11 protein-coding genes are annotated in these 17,889 nt (G+C 57.8%); 7 read left to right on the forward strand and 4 right to left on the reverse strand.

What is annotated here, in order from left to right; genetic code table 11:
* Positions 1 to 71: 71 nt before the first annotated feature.
* Both QQL78_RS04435 and QQL78_RS04440 read right to left on the reverse strand, forming a co-directional pair.
* Positions 72 to 2,111 (reverse strand): ABC transporter substrate-binding protein, encoded by a 2,040-nt coding sequence (locus QQL78_RS04435; protein WP_284370946.1) that lies wholly within the window; start codon positions 2,109 to 2,111, stop codon positions 72 to 74.
* A gap of 294 nt (positions 2,112 to 2,405) precedes the next feature.
* Positions 2,406 to 3,959, reverse strand: coding sequence for an alkaline phosphatase family protein (locus tag QQL78_RS04440; RefSeq protein ID WP_284370948.1), 1,554 nt, complete (start codon positions 3,957 to 3,959; stop codon positions 2,406 to 2,408).
* A 180-nt stretch (positions 3,960 to 4,139) separates the two neighbouring features.
* Here QQL78_RS04440 and QQL78_RS04445 point away from each other — a divergent pair, with 180 nt between their 5' ends.
* The 4 genes from QQL78_RS04445 to QQL78_RS04460 all read left to right on the forward strand — a co-directional run bounded on the left by QQL78_RS04445 (position 4,140) and on the right by QQL78_RS04460 (position 11,532).
* Positions 4,140 to 4,982 carry a DMT family transporter gene (locus QQL78_RS04445; protein ID WP_284370950.1) on the forward strand — a complete coding sequence of 281 codons (843 nt, stop codon included), beginning with the start codon at positions 4,140 to 4,142 and terminating at the stop codon, positions 4,980 to 4,982.
* Positions 4,983 to 5,005: 23 nt separating this feature from the next.
* Positions 5,006 to 5,359, forward strand: a complete 354-nt coding sequence (locus tag QQL78_RS04450; protein ID WP_284370952.1) for a VOC family protein — start codon at positions 5,006 to 5,008, stop codon at positions 5,357 to 5,359.
* 219 nt (positions 5,360 to 5,578) lie between these two features.
* Positions 5,579 to 7,378 carry an autotransporter assembly complex protein TamA gene (locus tag QQL78_RS04455; RefSeq protein WP_284370954.1) on the forward strand — a complete coding sequence of 600 codons (1,800 nt, stop codon included), beginning with the start codon at positions 5,579 to 5,581 and terminating at the stop codon, positions 7,376 to 7,378.
* Positions 7,378 to 11,532 carry a translocation/assembly module TamB domain-containing protein gene (locus tag QQL78_RS04460; RefSeq protein WP_284370956.1) on the forward strand — a complete coding sequence of 1,385 codons (4,155 nt, stop codon included), beginning with the start codon at positions 7,378 to 7,380 and terminating at the stop codon, positions 11,530 to 11,532. Before QQL78_RS04455 ends, QQL78_RS04460 begins: the two co-directional genes overlap by 1 nt.
* 6 nt (positions 11,533 to 11,538) lie before the next feature.
* Here QQL78_RS04460 and QQL78_RS04465 read toward each other — a convergent pair whose 3' ends face one another.
* Both QQL78_RS04465 and acs read right to left on the reverse strand, forming a co-directional pair.
* On the reverse strand, positions 11,539 to 12,093 hold the full coding sequence (locus QQL78_RS04465; protein WP_348540745.1) for a flavin reductase family protein: 555 nt from the start codon (positions 12,091 to 12,093) through the stop codon (positions 11,539 to 11,541).
* 105 nt (positions 12,094 to 12,198) lie between these two features.
* Positions 12,199 to 14,157 (reverse strand): acetate--CoA ligase, encoded by a 1,959-nt coding sequence (acs, locus tag QQL78_RS04470; protein ID WP_284370958.1) that lies wholly within the window; start codon positions 14,155 to 14,157, stop codon positions 12,199 to 12,201.
* Between the two features lie 474 nt (positions 14,158 to 14,631).
* On the opposite strand from acs, the gene QQL78_RS04475 reads away from it, so the two are divergent.
* From QQL78_RS04475 to QQL78_RS04485, 3 genes are all read left to right on the forward strand, one after another.
* Positions 14,632 to 15,648 (forward strand): C4-dicarboxylate TRAP transporter substrate-binding protein, encoded by a 1,017-nt coding sequence (locus QQL78_RS04475; RefSeq protein WP_284370960.1) that lies wholly within the window; start codon positions 14,632 to 14,634, stop codon positions 15,646 to 15,648.
* A 98-nt stretch (positions 15,649 to 15,746) separates the two neighbouring features.
* Positions 15,747 to 16,376 (forward strand): TRAP transporter small permease subunit, encoded by a 630-nt coding sequence (locus QQL78_RS04480; protein ID WP_284370962.1) that lies wholly within the window; start codon positions 15,747 to 15,749, stop codon positions 16,374 to 16,376.
* A 99-nt stretch (positions 16,377 to 16,475) separates the two neighbouring features.
* The gene (locus QQL78_RS04485) at positions 16,476 to 17,876 is read left to right on the forward strand and encodes a TRAP transporter large permease (protein ID WP_284370964.1); all 1,401 of its coding nucleotides are present in this window, start codon (positions 16,476 to 16,478) and stop codon (positions 17,874 to 17,876) included.
* Positions 17,877 to 17,889 lie beyond the last annotated feature (13 nt).

The following is a 17,889-nucleotide window of genomic DNA, read 5'->3' on the forward strand; positions in this document are numbered from 1 at the left end:
GCGTTTTTTTAGTTGGTGTGCTGCGGGCCAACACTCCGGCCCGCAACATGTTTTATCAAGTCAGGCTGTGCTTACTCGTCCAGGAACCACTGCGCCGGACGGTAAGGGTAAGTCCTGTAGTAGGCGTAAGACGCGGTTTTGAACTCCGGCACATTCTTCATCGCGGCATTGCGGTAGATCGGCTTTTGCTCTTTCACCGTACCGATGAACAACAGGTTGCTGGTCATCGTCTCAACCAGTCTTTGACCGGCGGCATCGGATTCAGGTGTGCCGACCTGTGCGGCCTGAAACGCCTTGACGTCTTCCATCATCTGCTTGGCATATTCCGGTGGTTCGACACCGGATGCGCCGTCGCTGTCCACCCATTCGCCCCACAGCATCGCGGTGCGCATGTTGAAATAGTTGTCATAAGGCGGAATGAAGATTTCCCCATTGCCAAGGACAACCGCCAGCGGCACAGATTTCTCCCACAGTGTCACATCAAGCTGGTTTGAAGATTGCGACGAACGATATTCATCCGACGTCACCTCTTTCACCGTGTTGTTGATGCCCACATCGCGCCATGTCTGGCCGACCAGTTCAACAATCTTGATCGAGATGCCTTGCGTGGCAACCTGAAGGTTCAGCACCAGCGGATCGCCATTTGGCAATTCGCGCATGCCGTCGCCGTCTTTGTCGACCACACCGATTTCATCCAGCAGGGATTTCGCCAGCTCTGGATCATACTGTGCGAAATGCTGTTCCCATTTGGGATCCACAAAATCAGGGGTGGGTGAGAAGCCGACATATTGCTGGGGTGCGCCAAGACCGAACATCGCAACCTCATTGATCTCGTCGCGGTTCATCGCAACCGACATCGCCTGACGGAACTTCAGATCGCCAAACACCTTGCGCTTTTCAAGGTCTTCCGAGGTCACATTGAAGGCGATTGTCGGCATGGTGATGTCAGGTTTCAGATCGACAACAAAGCCGGCCTTTTCCTGATTCTCCATCAGCAGTGGGACATAGTCGATCTGCAAAGCCTGTGCTTTGTAATCCACTTCGCCATTGACCAGCTTCAGCAGGCGCACTTCGCTTTCGCCGACGAAAATCTCGTCCATCTCGTTGATATAGGGCAGTTGGTTCCCTGCCGTATCGACCTTGAAGTAATAGGGGTTTGCAACAAATGTGCGCCCTTCGGTCGTTTCTGACGTGACGATGTGGCTTTCCAGTGTGGGGGCCGCATCAAGCGGCAGGTTAGCCACCTTATCAGGATGGGCCAGCATCGGGGTTGGCGTGTCCATCCAGTCCGAAGACCCGTAGTAGGCTTTGACCAGCGCATAGCCGTCTTCAAAACCAAGCGATTGCGCCAGCGTATCCGCCTCGGGGTTGATGGCGGGGTGGTACTGACCAAGGAAATGCTTGGGCTGGAAACCCTGGGCATAGTGGTTGGCAAAATGCGCAAGGAAACCGGGTTTTGGCACAGGCATGTTGAACCGCACGGTCAGCGGGTCAATGACGTCGACCGTCATCGGTTCACCGCCTGCCAGAACGTAATCCTTGGGGCTTTCGATCACTTTGGGATCAAGGGCAAGGTTTTCGTACCAGAATTCAACGTCTTCGGCGGTGAAGGGCTGGCCATCGGACCACTTATGCCCTTCGCGCAGCATAAAGGTCAGCTGTGTGAAATCCTCATTCCATGACCAGCTTTTTGCAACATTGGGCACGATGGTTGTCAGATCATCCGCATAGCGCACAAGGTTCACGTGGCGCACAGACATAAAGTCGGAGGTGCCGGCCTCTGTGGCATTGGACAGAGCGTTGAACATGCCGCCGTATTTGCCAATCATCTCGTAAGGGGCAACAACCAGCGGTTCACTGGGCAGACGATCCGCCAGGGCAGGCATCTCGGGATTGCCGCGGATCTTGGCATTCATCGCGGCGATGTCGGGGTTTTCTGACATTTCCATCGTGCAATTGGCGGCACTCTGGAATTCTGCCAGCTCATATTGCTGCGGGAATGCGCCGGGGGCCACGCCCATCGGGTCCGCGACGGTGACATGAGGACAAGCAGCCATCGCAGTGCCCCCCATCGCCATCAGTGCGGCACTGGATAAAAGTAGTTTCCTCATTGGTGTCTCCTTGTTGGTTATCACGCTTATTGCGTGATTGGGTCGCCGGGCTTTGTGCCCTTGTGCATCATCCCCGAAATGGGGGTGGCAATCTGGAGGTATCCGGGGGCTGTAATGGTTTTATGATCTGTGCGCAGCATTCTAACTGCCAGACGAACGGCAAGGTGTCCCGCATCGGGAATGCGGCCCTCGCAGCAATGACGGCCTGTATCGGGCGCTTGTGCACGAATTGATATGAATTACCCCAGTAGATGGAAACAGTAGTTAATATTATCAGAGCTAAGTCAACGGATTCTATTTTTCACGCAAATTGCTTTTGTGCCGCTGCACATTTTCTGGGCCATCCGGCGTGATGCTGATCAGGGAAAGCGTCTGATCGGCGTTTTTCATTCGGTGTCGCAGCATCTTGCGGCCCAGGCGGGCAAGCTCTGCCTGATATTCCGGTTCTTGCGCTACGTTCTGTGCTTCGCCTTCGGCTGCATGATCATAAAGGATAGGTCGCAGATCGGCGGCAAATTCAACCAATGTGAACCGCTCTTCGCGCAGGATGCATAGGGAGGAATCGGCAGGGCTTGTCCCTAGCGATTGCTCCCACAGGGTCGGGGCCAAAGGCTCTGAAAACTCCAGTTCAGAAAAAGACGCATCGCGCCAATCCTCGGGCGTCTTACCCGCCAACAGGGGCAGCAAGGACCGTCCGTCCATCGAATTGGGCACCTCCTGACCAACCCAGTCAAGAATCGTCGGGGTGATGTCGATGGTTTCTACCGGCTGGGTGACCTCCGTACCGGCACGCACCGCGTTACCCGGTTGGCGAATGATCAACGGCGTGTGAAAGGCGGCGTCATGTACGGTGAATTTGCTCCAGCAATGATGATCGCCCAGCATCTCGCCATGATCCGCTGTGACAATCAGCAATGTGTCGTCATGTTGTCCGCTGTCTTTCAGGAATTGAACAACCCGCCCGATGTGCAGATCGACCTCGGTGATCAACCCCATGTAGATCGCGCGTAGGGTTTGGATGGTCTCATCTGAAGGGGCGAGATCGGGAAAGCCCACAACATTACCCGCTGGGGTTTTGGCCGCGATGGTCGGAGCAAAGAACGGATGGTTCGCAACTTCATCCTCGGGCGTGGCGAGCCGTCTGGGCAGGGGCAGGCTGGCCGGATCATACATGTCATTATAGGGCGCAGGGGCGACCAGCGGCGGGTGAGGCCGGATATAGGTCAGATGGGCGAACCAGCTGGCGTCGCCATAAGCGGGCATCACCTCCAGAAAACGATCGGTGAGAAAGGCGGTATCGCTGTCCTCTGCGCGGTAGAAGGCCGGATCATTGATGTGGGGGCTACGCCCTTCGGGGGCAACAGGTTTGTAGACATCTGCGTAGGTATCAAAATCATATCCCTGATTGATCAGATGTGAACGCCAGGGAAAGGACATCTCAAAGCGCATTTCGACAGTTTCGTGAAAGCCGTTCATCGGATATTCATAACTGCGCAGCGCCGGATCGTTCTCATGCAGGATACGCGGATCCTGCGCTGTGTCGGTATAGCCGAACAGCATTGGCAGATAGCCCGCCTTGCGCATTTCTGTCGCCACATTGGGGATGTCATGGCGCAGCGGCGTGCCATTGCGCACAGAGCGGTGGTTCATTGCATATTGCCCCGTCAACAAGGACGCGCGTGACGGCCCGCAGGGGTTCACAACCGAAAAATGCCGTTTGAAAGTGACCGCATCCGCCATCAGCGCTGTCAGGTTCGGGGTCTGCACATGGTCGGCCAGCGCACCAAAGATGCAATCCGCACGCAGTTGGTCAATGACGATGAACAACACATTCTTTGGGCGGGACATAGGCCGAATCCTTCCTGCTAAACCGTTTCAGCTAACGCGCAAAGCAGGGGTTGTGGAAAGAGGCTTGTCGATAAACCTGACCCAAATGGCAGATGCCGTGATGACCTTAGCCGCCAATCGGCCTAAGAAGGACGCTTTACAGAAGGCCCGCACGCGGGCCAAACCCCCTGAAAGGTGCCGATGTCCCCCATCATCATTGCCATCATCCTGAGCGCAGCACTGCTGCATGCGGTCTGGAATGCCATTGTCAAAACAGCCGCTGATCGGACCACCATGCTGGGGTTGGTCGCCTTGGGGCAGGTGCTGCCCGCGATGGTGATGATTGTGGTGCTGCCGCTGCCCAATATGCAAAGCATGCCCTATATCGCGATCTCCACCGTGGTGCATTGGGGGTATTACTATTTCCTGGGCCGCGCCTATGCGCATGGGGATCTTGGTGTGGTCTATCCGATTGCCCGCGGTGTTGTACCCGCTTTGGTGTCGCTTTGGGCGTTTTTGCTGCTGAACGAGGTGCTGCCAGCCCCCGTCTGGGGCGGCATCGCGTTGATCGTCACCGGTATCATCCTCAGCAACTGGCGCGCGCTTCGCTCTGGTGTCGGGGCCACGGCTTTGGTTCTGTCGCTTTGTACCGGTATGTGCATTTCGGTCTATTCGGTGGTGGATGGCATCGGCGTGCGCCTGTCCGGCGATACGCTTTCCTATTGGGCGTGGGGGGCGTTTCTGCATCTTTTCATCGCTGGTTTTGCAGGCTGGAAAAGGCGCGATGTTCTGGCGCAATTGCCGGTGCGGGTCTGGGCAATCGGCCTTACCGGCGGCATCGTATCGATGATCGCGTACGGCCTTGTTCTTTATGCCAAAAACTTCGCACCACTGGGGGCGGTTTCGGCCTTGCGTGAAACTTCGGTGATCTTCGCCACGCTGATAGGGTATTTCCTGTTGAAAGAAGGCAATCTGGCTCGGCGTCTGACTGCGGCAGTCCTGATGGCCGTGGGGATTGCCCTGATCGGATTAAGCGCCGCATAGTCTCTGTTGAAAGGACACCTGCCATGACCGTCAAACGTATCGTTGCCAATGTCGCCACATCCTCCGTGAAAGAACTCCAACAGTTCTACGTTGCACTGTTCGATCTGGATGTGGTGATGGATATGGGCTGGATCGCGACTCTGTCTTGCGCGCAAACCGCCCCGGTCCAGATCAGTTTTGCCAGTGAGGGCGGCTCTGGCACACCGGTGCCTGACCTTTCGATCGAAGTAGAGGACGTTGATGCGGTTTATGAACGGGCACAGGCGCTGGGGCATGAAATCTTCTATCCCCTGACCGATGAACCCTGGGGGGTGCGCCGCTTTTATCTTCACGATCCGGCGGGCAAATTGCTGAACGTTTTGGCGCATCAGGGCTGAGTGCCGGTCTGCGTCGATCTGTAATGGCTGCCGGGCAAGTCAAAACTGGCGAAACAGTGGAAAACCGCCGATCACGGTTTGATTATTTGTGCTTGACGGCAGGTTCACGCTAGGCGTTTGTGGATAAGCAATAGATCCGTACATTAGACCAGCCTGCGCCCGTATGCAGGCGGCTGATGAAATCAACGGGCATGCGGTGTGGTAAATGTGGTAGTGCGAATGCATCTGAAATCTATGATCAGGGCAGGGGCAGCAGGGATTTTGATCTCCGCGGCTGGATTTCTGTCTGCGGCCGAGGTGACCCTGACCGGGGTGCCCTCCGACAGTGATCTGTATCGCACGCTTGCCGGCGGGTCCTTGTTGATCGAACAATCCAGCGCAGAAGCCCCCCCAAGCAGTCAGGAAGTTGTGGCCGCAGCGCAGGCGGATTACGGGCGGCTTTTGGCCGTGCTTTATGATGAGGGGTATTTTGGCCCCATTATTACGATTACTCTGGACGGTACGGATGCGGCCGCCATTCCGGCGGTGCAGGCCCCACGCCAGATCACCACGGCAGTGATCAAGGTGGACACCGGTCCGCAGTTTCGTTTCGGCAAGGCCCAGATGGCACCGGTTGCCGCGGGTACAGAGATCCCGGAGGGGTTTGCAACCGGCCAGACCGCCAGCCTCAGCGTGTTGAAAGACACCGTGACCGCAGGGATCGACGGGTGGCGCGGGCAGGGGCATGCCAAGGCAGAGTTGGCCGCACAGGAGCTTTCAGCGCAGCACACCGACCGCACCGTCAATGCAACCCTGCGTCTTGCGCCCGGTCCCAAGCTGCGGTTTGGTGGCTTGCGCGTCTCAGGTAATAAGGCGGTACGTACCGAACGGATCATCGACATCGCAGGTTTGCCGGAGGGAGAGGTTTATTCTCCAGAAGAGCTGCGCCTTGCTGCGGGGCGGTTGCGCCGCACCGGCGCTTTCAGCGCTGTCGCTCTGATCGAAGCTGACAATATTGGCCCGAATGCCACCTTGCCGGTTACCGCGCAGGTTGTCGAAGCCCTGCCGCGCCGGTTTGGCTACGGGGCGGAACTCGGCTCGCTTGACGGTTTGACACTCAGCGCCTTCTGGCTGCACCGCAACCTGTTTGGCGGGGCGGAGCGGCTGCGCATCGCGGGCGAGGTTTCCGGTATCGGCGGCAATTCTGGTGGCGAGGATTATTCTTTGTCTGCACGGTTCGAACGCCCGGCAACTTTTAATGAAGACACTGATTTTTATGCATTGGCCAAGATCGAGCAGTTGGACGAAGTGAACTTTTTCTCCCGTCAGTTGGATCTGGAAGCCGGGATTGAACGGATCGCCTCCGAAGAACGCACCTATACATTGGGTGTCGGTTTGCGCCGCGCCAAAACGCGCGATGCCTTTGGTGAAAACGAATATACCCTGTTGACCCTGCCGCTGAGTGCTGAATTTGACTATCGCGACAATGCGTTGAACGCGACCAGTGGCTATTACATCAAGGCGGGTGTGACCCCGTTTCTGGCGATTAGCGGATCGGACAATGGGCTGCGCACCTCAGTGGACGCGCGGGTGTATCGCACTTTTGGCACGGCCCGCCCGGTCACCTTTGCCCTGCGTGGTCAATTGGGGTCGGTCTATGGTCCTGATCTCAGTCAGGCACCGGCGGATTACCTGTTTTATTCTGGCGGCGGTGGCACGGTGCGTGGTCAGGCCTATCAGGCGCTGGGCGTGGATCTGGGCGGTGGTAATATCACCGGCGGACGCAGTTTCCTTGCAGTGACCGCGGAGGCGCGGCTGGCCGTCAGCAAAAGCTTTTCCGTAGTTGGGTTTGTGGATGGTGGTTATGTCGGTGCCGAGGAGTTTTATGACGGCACCGGTGAATGGCATTCTGGTGCGGGGCTGGGACTGCGCTATAACACTGGCATCGGACCTATTCGCGTAGACATTGCCGTGCCAACGTCGGGACCGGAAGCGGATGAGGACTATCAGGTCTACATCGGCATCGGGCAATCCTTCTGATGCGTTACCTTATTTCCCTTGTCACCGCTTTTGTCATCACGCTGGGCGTGATCTCTCCCGCATTTGCACAGAATGACGACAAAAGCTTTCTGACGCGCACCATTCAGGACGCGCTAAGCGGCGCGGGACGCACAGTCAGCATCGACGGTTTTCGCGGCGCGCTCAGCTCTGAGGCAAGTTTTCAGCGGATGACCATCGCGGACGAAGACGGCATCTGGCTGACGCTGGAGAATGTTGTGCTGGATTGGAACCGTTCGGCATTGTTGCGCGGCCGCCTTGAGGTGGAGCAATTGACGGCCAGCCGGCTGGATCTGCCCCGGCTGCCGATCGCGGAAACAGAGGCGTTGCCCGATGCTGAAGCCGCGCCGTTCAGCTTGCCCGATTTGCCGGTTTCGATCCTGCTTGAGCGTTTTTCTATCGACCGGATCAGCCTTGGGGCCCCGATTTTGGGCGAGGCGGCAGAGCTGACCGTGACGGCAGCTGCAACGCTGAACGATGATGTGGGGAAAATTGATTTACAGGCCAGTCGCACGGATGCGAGACCCGGCAGCTTTGAGATCAAGGCGGATTTCAACCGCGACGACAGTATTCTTGATCTGCTGCTTAACCTCAGCGAGGGGAAAGAGGGGATTGCGGCCAAGCTGCTGAATATTCCTGGCCAGCCCTCGGTGAACCTGAATGTGGCCGGTGCCGGTCCGCTGGATGATTTTACGGCGGATGTGAAGGTGGCAACCGACGGTCAGGACCGGCTGGCCGGGCAGATCATCCTAAGTGCGCAGACCCCGCGCCGCGCCTCTGCAACGCCGGACCGGCGTGTTCAGGCCGATATCGGTGGCGATATCTCTGCACTGCTGGCACCGCGTTTTCGGGCCTTCTTTGGCGAGGATGTGGCCCTGAAGATTGATGCGCTGTTACAGGCGGATGGGGCGGTTGAAATCGCGGATTTCGCGCTGCAAACAGAGGCTGCGGATCTGGCTGGTAAGCTGAGCCTGAACGCGGATAAATGGCCCACGCTGATCGACATCACAGGGCAGATTGCAAACCCGGACGGCAGTGCGATCCTGCTGCCTGTGGGCGGCGATGGCACAACGGTGAATGCGGTTGATTTGCGGGTGGATTACGATGCCAGCAACGGGGATGCGATTTCAGCCACCTTCGATATGACCGAATTGTCGCTGGTGGATCTGTCGATTGAAAAGACGACCCTTGCGCTTGACGGGACCCTGCTGGGTGATGCGGGGCGTGTTGGGCAGTTCGACGGGGATGTCACCTTTGACATGGCGGGTCTCAACCCGCGTGACACCGCCCTGGCCGAGGCCTTGGGCCGCGCCATCAAGGGCCGTGCAAATATTCTTTATGTGGAAGATCAGCCGCTGCGGATCTCTGATCTGACCTTGACGGGCAATGACTATGGGCTGACGGGGAATGCGCAGATTTCCGGCATTGATACCGGTTTGTCCACTCAATTGGATGCGCGCCTTGATGCGCGCGATCTCAGCCGTTTTTCTGCCCTTGCCGGGCGTGAGCTGGACGGGCAGACCGAACTGGCTTTGCAGGGCGAGGCTGGGCTGCTGAGCGGGCAGTTTGATCTCACCGCGCAGGGCAGCACCACCGATCTGGCATTGGGCATTGAACAGGCTGATGCGGTTATGGCCGGGCGCACCACCCTGAGCCTTGCCGCAACACGTAACGAGAACGGCACGGTTCTGCGGGATCTGGTGCTTGAGAATGAGGCGCTTAGCCTGACCGGCGGCGCGCAGTTGCGCACTGAGGACAGCAGCGCGCAGGCTGATTTCAGGTTGAACGACATTTCATTGGTGCTGCCACAATATGAAGGGCCGGTGACGGTCAGTGCAACCGCGACCCAGGACAGCCGCGGCTGGTCCGTGGATGCCAGTACAGATGGACCCTATGGGGCGACACTGACTGCCAAGGGGCTGGCAACGGGCCCCGATGCCGCGCTTGATTTCACCGCTGACGTGCCCGATGTCAAACCCTTCGCGGATCAGATCGAGGGCCCCGTTACCGCCAAAGGTACGCTGCGCAACGGGCCGAATGGCTGGTCGGTCGCCACCGACGCGACTGGTCCCTATCAAAGCCGCGCCCGCCTTGAGGGTCTGGTTGCGCCTGCGGTCGATTTGAATTTCGATGTTTCCTTGCCTGATGTGCAGCCTTTGGTGCCTCAGGTGTCTGGTCCGCTGAATGCCACCGGCCAGTTGCGCCAGACAGAGAATGGGTTCTTTGTCGATACCCAAGCCAGTGGTCCCTACGGTGCGAAGGCGACGGTTGAGGGGCTGGCCACGGGGCCGAATATGGCGCTCAACTTTGATGTAGCGGTGCCAAATGTTGCCCCCATTGCCCCGGGTATCAACGGGTCCTTGGCGGCGTCGGGTGTGGTGCGCCAGACCCCCGCAGGGATCATGGTCGATACCCAAGCCAGCGGACCTTACGGTGCCAAGGCCACAGTCGAGGGGCTGGCGACGGGGCCGAACATGCAACTGGTCTTTGATCTCTCCGTGCCAAATGTCGCGCCGCTTGCACCGGGGATCAATGGCCCCCTGGCTGCCAATGGTACGCTGCGCCAGACCACGCGTGGCATTATCGTCGATACAGAGGCCAGCGGCCCATATGCATCGCGCGCATCGGTGCGCGGCACGGTGACGGGCCCACAGGCCAATGTGGATTTCACCTTTGCGATGCCCAATATCGGAGCATTGGTGGAGAAGGTGAACGGTCCGCTCAACCTGCAAGGCTCCGCACGAAAACAAGGTAATGCATGGGTGGTGCAGTCCGATGCGACGGGTCCTGCGGGGACGCAATCGCGTCTGACGGGGCGCGTCAACGCCGATGGGACGTTGAACATGGATGCGATCGGCACCGCCCCTCTGGGACTTAGCCGTCCGTTTCTGGCCCCCCGTGATCTGCAAGGCTTGGCGCGGTTCGACCTGTCGGTGAACGGGCGTCCGGCCCTGTCATCCGTATCCGGGACGATCCAGACATCCAACGCCACATTTACCGCGCCGAACCTGCGTGTTGCCCTGCAAGGGATTGCGGCAGACATCCGGCTTTCCAACAACCGCGCTCAGATTGACGTAACCGGACAGGCATCCAACGGCGGTAACCTCAATGTAAATGGCGGCATTGTGCTGGGCGGCGCATTGGCGGCGGATCTGGCCATCGGGTTGCAGAACATTGTTTTGATCGATCCGAAACTCTATCGCAGTTCAGTCAGCGGTGCTTTGCGTCTGGCAGGACCACTGACCGGCGGGGCACAGATATCGGGGCAGGTTGATGTCGGAGAAACCGAAATCAGCGTGCCATCGACGGGGCTGACCAGCATCGGGGACATTCCACCGATCAACCATATCGGTGCAACCCGTCCGGTGATCGCAACACGACGCAAGGCCGGGATTGAGAATGTCACCACCGGTGCCGATCCGGCGGCAAGTTCAGGGGCTGGCTTTGGCCTGAACGTGCGGGTCAACGCGCCCAACCGCATCTTTGTGCGTGGGCGTGGCCTTGACGCAGAACTGGGGGGCGCGTTGACGGTGACAGGCAGCACCAACCGGGTGATTTCCGCCGGTCGGTTTGATCTGCTGCGTGGGCGGCTGGATATCCTGGGCAAACGTTTTGATCTGATCGACGGCTCGATCCAGTTCCGCGGCGATCTGGTGCCCTATATCCGCTTTGTTTCCGCTACGGCGACCCGTACCGGGGAGGTTCGTGTGGTGGTGGAAGGCGCTGCTGATGCGCCGGAAGTGTCATTTGAATCCACGCCGGAAGCCCCGCAAGACGAGGTTTTGGCGCAGCTTCTGTTTGGTCGTAACCTGTCTGAAATCTCGCCCCTGCAAGCGCTGCAGCTGGCCAATGCGGTGGCCACATTGGCCGGACGCGGCGGCAAGGGGGTGATTAGCCAGTTGCGGGCCGGCTTTGGGCTGGATGATCTGGACGTCACAACAACCGATGACGGTGCAACAGCGGTGCGTGCAGGGAAATATATCTCGGACAATGTCTATACCGATGTGACTGCCGCGTCAGATGGCACCGGTGAGGTATCACTGAACCTAGACATCACCTCGCATCTCAAGGGTAAGGCGACGCTAGGGTCGGATGGTAACTCCGGCATCGGGATCTTTTTTGAAAAGGATTACTGAGGCGGATCAGCCCTGTGCGGCGAAGGTGCCAAACCGGCCCTGATCAAACAGCAGCCCCGCACCTTGACCGGCGCTGGCTGCGGCATGGGTGATCTGGCCGACGATGATCGAATGATCCCCCGCCGTGTGAACCGCATATCTTTCGCAGTGAAAGGCCGCCAGACATCCGGTAAGCTCGGGGGCACCGCTGGTTCCGTGGGTCCAGTCAAAGCCGGTGAAATCATGCCCCTGTCCGGCAAAATGGTTTGCCAGATCCCGCTGATCCGCGCCCAGAATATGGATGCAATAATGCTCGGCCTGCGCAAAGGCGTCATGACGTTTTGATTGCAGCGCAGCCGACCACAGCACCAAAGGTGGGGTAAGCGAGACCGAAGAAAAGGAATTGGCGGTCATCCCCAGCGGACCCTGTGCAGTCTGCGTGGTGATCACGGTCACACCTGTGCCAAAACGCCCGAAAGCATTGCGCAAAGCCTGCCCATCAGACGGGTCAAAGGGGGTCATGTCGCGGTCCATACGGGCCTGCGGTGACACGGCGGTAATGATTTGTCCAGAGATGCCCAACGTATGATCCTTTCTGATGCGCCAGATGCACAGTGGATCAAATGTAGACCGCGACCCCGACCAGAACAGGTCGGGATCGCGGCGATTTTGTGCGGATTGGGATGATTATTTGCGATTCATCCGGTTTTCGATCAGATCATCAACCACAGCAGGCTCTGCCAACGTCGATGTATCACCCAATGCGCCAAAGTCATCTTCGGCGATTTTACGCAGGATGCGGCGCATGATCTTGCCAGAGCGGGTCTTTGGCAGGCCCGGTGCCCATTGGATCAAATCGGGAGAAGCAATCGGGCCGATTTCCGTCCGCACCCAATTGCGCAATTCAAGGCGCAGCTCTTCCGAAGGTTCCTCACCGCCCATCAAGGTGACATAGCAGTAGATGCCCTGACCCTTGATATCATGCGGGTAGCCGACAACCGCCGCCTCTGCGACCTTGCCATGCGCAACCAGCGCGCTTTCAACTTCGGCGGTGCCCATGCGGTGGCCTGAAACATTGATAACGTCATCCACCCGGCCCGTGATCCAATAATCGCCGTCTGCGTCGCGTTTGCAGCCGTCACCGGTGAAGTAATAGCCGGGGTAATCAGAGAAATAGGTTTTCTCAAAACGTTCGTGATCGCCCCAGATGGTACGCATCTGACCGGGCCAGCTGTCGGTGATGCACAGCACCCCTTCCGCCGGATCGCCTTTCAGCTCTTCTGCTGATGTGGGTTCCAGCACCACAGGTTTGATCCCGAAAAACGGCTTCATCGCCGCACCCGGTTTCATGGCATGGGCACCGGGCAGGGGGGTCATCAAGTGACCGCCGGTTTCGGTCTGCCACCAGGTGTCCACAATTGGGCAGCGGCCGCCGCCAATCACTTCATTGTACCATTTCCACGCTTCGGGGTTAATCGGCTCGCCCACGGTGCCCAGCACTTTGAGGCTGCTCAGGTCGGCGCTTTTGACAAAATCATCACCCTTGCCCATCAAGGCCCGCAGCGCTGTTGGTGCGGTGTAGAACTGGTTCACCTTGTGCTTTTCACAGACCTGCCAGAAACGGCTGGCATCAGGGTAGGTCGGCACGCCTTCAAACATCAGCGTGGTCGCACCATTGGCCAGCGGACCATAGACGATATAGCTGTGCCCGGTCACCCAGCCCACATCCGCTGTACACCAATAAACGTCACCGTCATGGTAATCAAAACTGATTTCATGAGTCATGGCCGCATAGACAAGATAGCCACCGGTTGTGTGGACCACGCCTTTGGGTTGGCCGGTGGAGCCTGATGTATAAAGGATAAACAGCGGATCTTCGGCGTTCATCACTTCCGGTTCGCAGGTCGTGGCCGCCTCTGCGGCAAGCGCATTGTAATCATAGTCGCGCCCCTCGACCCAGGTTGTCTGGCCGCCGGTACGTTTGACCACCAGACATTTCACCGTGTCCTTGCAGTGCAACAATGCCTGATCCGCATTGGTTTTCAGTGCCGTATTGCGCCCGCCGCGCGGGGCCTCGTCTGCAGTGATCACGATTTTGGCTTCAGACCCGTTGATCCGTGCAGCCAGCGCGTCCGGCGAGAAACCGGCAAACACAATCGAATGGATCGCGCCGATACGGGCACAGGCCAGCATAGCATAGGCCGCTTCCGGGATCATTGGCAGATACAGGATCACCCGGTCGCCTTTACCCACGCCAAGGTCACGCAGGGTATTGGCCATTTTGCAGGTGTTGGCGTGCAGCTCTTTATAGGTGATGTGTTTTGCTTCGTCATCGGGGCTGTCAGGCTCCCAGATAATGGCGGTTTGATCGCCGCGGGTCTCAAGATGGCGGTCAATACAGTTGGCCGAAACGTTTAACTCACCATCCGCATACCAATTGATGTGAACATTGCCCAAGGTGTAATCAACGTCTTTGACCTGCGTGAAGGGCTTGATCCAATCAACCCGCTCGCCTTGTTCACGCCAGAACCCATCGGGGTCACTGACCGAAGCCTCGTACATGCGTGTGTAGGTCTCGGCGTTGACATGTGCCCCCTTGGCCATGGCATCCGACGGCGGATAGGTTTTTGCAGCTGTATCAGACAATGTAGGTCCCTCCCTTGGCAGTCTTTTCGGGGCAGCATGTGAACTGGGTCCAAACGCTTTCCCGCTCCTCGGCGCGATCATAGCGGGCTGTGAACGGAAGGGAATAAGCAACTGGAATGGGGGGATTTCCTTGTAAAGGTTTTTCCCGAAAATCTAAGGTTTTGTAAATTCTGTAGTGTAAACCAGCTTATTTTAGGCGGTTTGGGGCGTATTTTTGTCAATCTCTGAGATCGTTCCGGCCGTGATGGTAAGCCTGTTTGCGACTAAAGGCCAGTCTGGAAGTTGCATCCAACGGGCGTGTTTTGGGTGTTTTATTCGCTTTTAGGGTGTGATCGTCGTGTTTGCCGGGGCGTAACATGGGAAACTTGGGCAACTGCCTGTTGGCGGGCGCGGCGGGGGTTGGCAGCGCCTCTGCCGCGCGATAACTTCGGTGCAAGCGCCCCGGGGAGGGGCGCATCAACGGGAGAAACACCAATGACTAAATTCTTGAGCGGCGCAGCTGTCTGCGCCATCTCTTTCGCGTTTGCATCACAGGCTGCGGCCACAGAATGGAACGTGTCCGTCTGGGGCAAGCGCCGCGCCTTTACAGAGCATGTTGAAAAGCTGGCCGAACTGGTCAGCGAAAAAACCGGTGGCGAATTCACCATGAACGTCAGCTATGGCGGCCTGTCCAAGAACCGCGAGAATCTTGATGGTATCTCTATCGGTGCCTTTGAGATGGCCCAGTTCTGCGCCGGCTATCATGCGGATAAAAACCGCGTTGTGACTGTGCTTGAACTGCCGTTCCTTGGCGTTGAGAACCTGGAGCAAGAGCGTGCGGTTTCCAAAGCGGTCTATTCGCATCCTGCTGCCGCCGAAGAAATGGCGCAGTGGAACGCAAAACTGCTGATGACCTCGCCCATGCCACAGTACAATATTGTGGGCACCGGAGATCCGCGCATGACGCTGGAAGATTTCAAAGGCATGCGTGTACGTGCAACGGGTGGTCTGGGCCGCGCGTTTGAAGCAGTTGGCGCTGTGCCCACATCGGTCACCGCGACTGAGGCCTATCAGGCGATGGAATCAGGGGTTGTGGATACTGTGGCCTTTGCCCAGCACGCGCATCTGTCCTTTGGCACGATCAATCAGGCGGATTGGTGGACGGCCAACCTGAACCCCGGCACTGTGAACTGCCCGGTTGTTGTGAACATCGACGCCTATGAATCACTGTCGGATAAAGAGCGTGAAGCGCTGGATTCCTCCGTGGAGGAATCACTGGACCACTATCTGGCCAACTACGGCGAATTGCTGAAAAAGTGGGATTCGGTGCTGGAAGAGAAGGGCGTCAAGAAGGTCGAGATCGCACCGGAAGTGATCGAGGAATTCCGCGCGGCGGCTGCGGCCCCTGCACGTGACGCATGGATTGCAGACATGGAAGCGCAGGGCCTGCCGGGTCAGGAGCTTTATGATCTGGTGGTCAAGACATTGGCGGATGCCAAAAGCGGCAGCTAAGCCGGTGACATGACCGGCGGGATCAACCCCGCCCTGCGGTGCAATATGCCGTAGGGCGGGGATAACCCCGCCACCCCTCCAAAACAAAGGATATCGCCATGGCAGGCTCGGCCGCAGTGCTGGAAGATTCCAGTCTCCTCAGTAAACTTGACCGAATGTTGCTGCCGATCGAGCGTTTTTGTGCGCTGCTTTCTGGCCTGGCGATATTCTCCCTTATGTTTCTCGCCGCCTATTCGGTGACATCGCGCAAGTTTTTTGGCGCACCGATGATGGGGTATGTCGATTACATCGAAGCCGCGATGCCAATTATCGCCATCATGGGCGTGTCCTATGTGCAGCGCGACGGCACCCATATCCGCATGGATATGCTGGTTTCCGCGCTTAAGGGCCGTGTGCTGTGGCTGTTCGAACTGGTCTCCGTAGTCTTGATCCTGATCCTTATTGTCGCGCTGACCTATGGCGCATGGGAGCATTTCGACCGTTCCTTTGATTGCGCCCGCCCGCTGTGCAGTCGTGACAGTTCCATTGATGTAGGACTGCCGATCTGGCCCAGCAAACTTGTGGTGCCGATTGCTTTTGGCGTGCTGGTGTTGCGGTTGTTGTTGCAAACCTGGGGATATGGCCGCGCGCTGGTGCTTGGGCTGGAAAACCCGGTGGCGGTACCACTGAACCTTTCTGTTGCGGAACAGGCCATGCTTGAGGCCAAGGCGCTGGAAGGGGCTGACTAAGATGTTTCCAAGAAAAATTAAAAATAACCATTCGACGGGCCCGTTCGTCCAGAGCGAAAGACAAGGCCAGCCGATGCAACTAGAACTGGGAACATCCTGATGGAACCGATTGAGATTGGCATATGGGTGTCCGCGGGGATGCTGGTGTTTGTGGTGCTTGGCATGCGCGTGGCCTTTGCCGCCGCGATGGCCGGGTTTGTCGGGCTGGTTTGGCTGCGCTGGAACGGGTTTGACTATGATCCCGACAGGTTCTGGAAAGCCGTTGAAATCAGCGTGAAAATTGCGGGTCTTACACCGCATTCCAAAGTCTCGGCGCAGGTGTTGTCGTTGATCCCGGTCTTCATCATGATCGGCTATCTGGCCTATTACGCCAAACTGACCACAGCCCTGTTCGAGGCCTGTAAACGCTGGTTCGCATGGGTGCCTGGCGGGCTTGCGGTCTCGACCGTTTTTGCCACGGCCGGTTTTGCCGCAGTATCCGGTGCATCGGTGGCCACGGCAGCGGTGTTTGCCCGTATCGCCATCCCCGAAATGCTGAAGATCGGGTATAATAAACAATTCGCCGCCGGTGTGGTTGCGGCAGGGGGCACCTTGGCCTCTCTGATCCCACCATCGGCGATCCTCGTCATCTATGCGATCATTGTGGAGCAGGACGTGGGTAAACTTTTGCTCGCGGGCTTTATCCCCGGTGCATTTTCTGCGGTGGTCTACGCCGCATTGATCATCGGCATTGCGATGATCTGGAAAAATGTTGGCCCGCCGGTCACAGGCTATTCATGGGGCGAGCGGTTTGCCTCTATCCCACCGGCATCGCCGATTTTTGCGGTTGTGATCATCATCATCTTCTTTGTTTACAACCCCTTTGGGGATGCATGGGGCACCCCGACCGAAGGTGGCGCCGTGGGCGCGTTCATCGTGTTCCTGATGGCCCTGTGGAAAGGCATGCGCTGGACCCAGCTGCGCGAGGCGCTGCTGGACACGGCCAAGCTGACGGTGATGATTTTCACCATCATCTGGGGCGTGTTGATCTACGTGCGCTTCCTTGGCTTTGCTGAACTGCCGGATGCTTTTGCAAGCTGGATCACCTCACTTGATATGGCCCCGCTGACCATCCTGATCTGTATCCTATTGGCCTATGCGGTGCTGGGCATGTTCATGGATGCCATCGGTATGTTGCTGCTGACCTTGCCTGTGGTGTACCCGGCGGTGATGGCGCTGAATGGCGGTGAAAACGTACTGGCGGCGGACTCGGCCTTTGGCATGTCGGGGCAGATGTGTGCCATCTGGTTTGGCATTCTGGTGGTGAAAATGGCAGAGTTCTGTCTGATCACCCCGCCGATTGGTCTGAACTGTTTTGTGGTCGCCGGTGTGCGCGATGATCTGACGGTTCAGGACGTTTTCAAAGGTGTGACACCGTTCTTCCTGGCAGATGGTGTGACAATTGCACTGCTGGTTGCCTTCCCAAGCATTGTTTTGTGGCTGCCCTCACTGGTGGGCTGACGCCCCGATTATA

Origin of the sequence: Sulfitobacter pacificus (assembly GCF_030159975.1) — a bacterium.
Lineage (GTDB): Bacteria > Pseudomonadota > Alphaproteobacteria > Rhodobacterales > Rhodobacteraceae > Sulfitobacter > Sulfitobacter pacificus.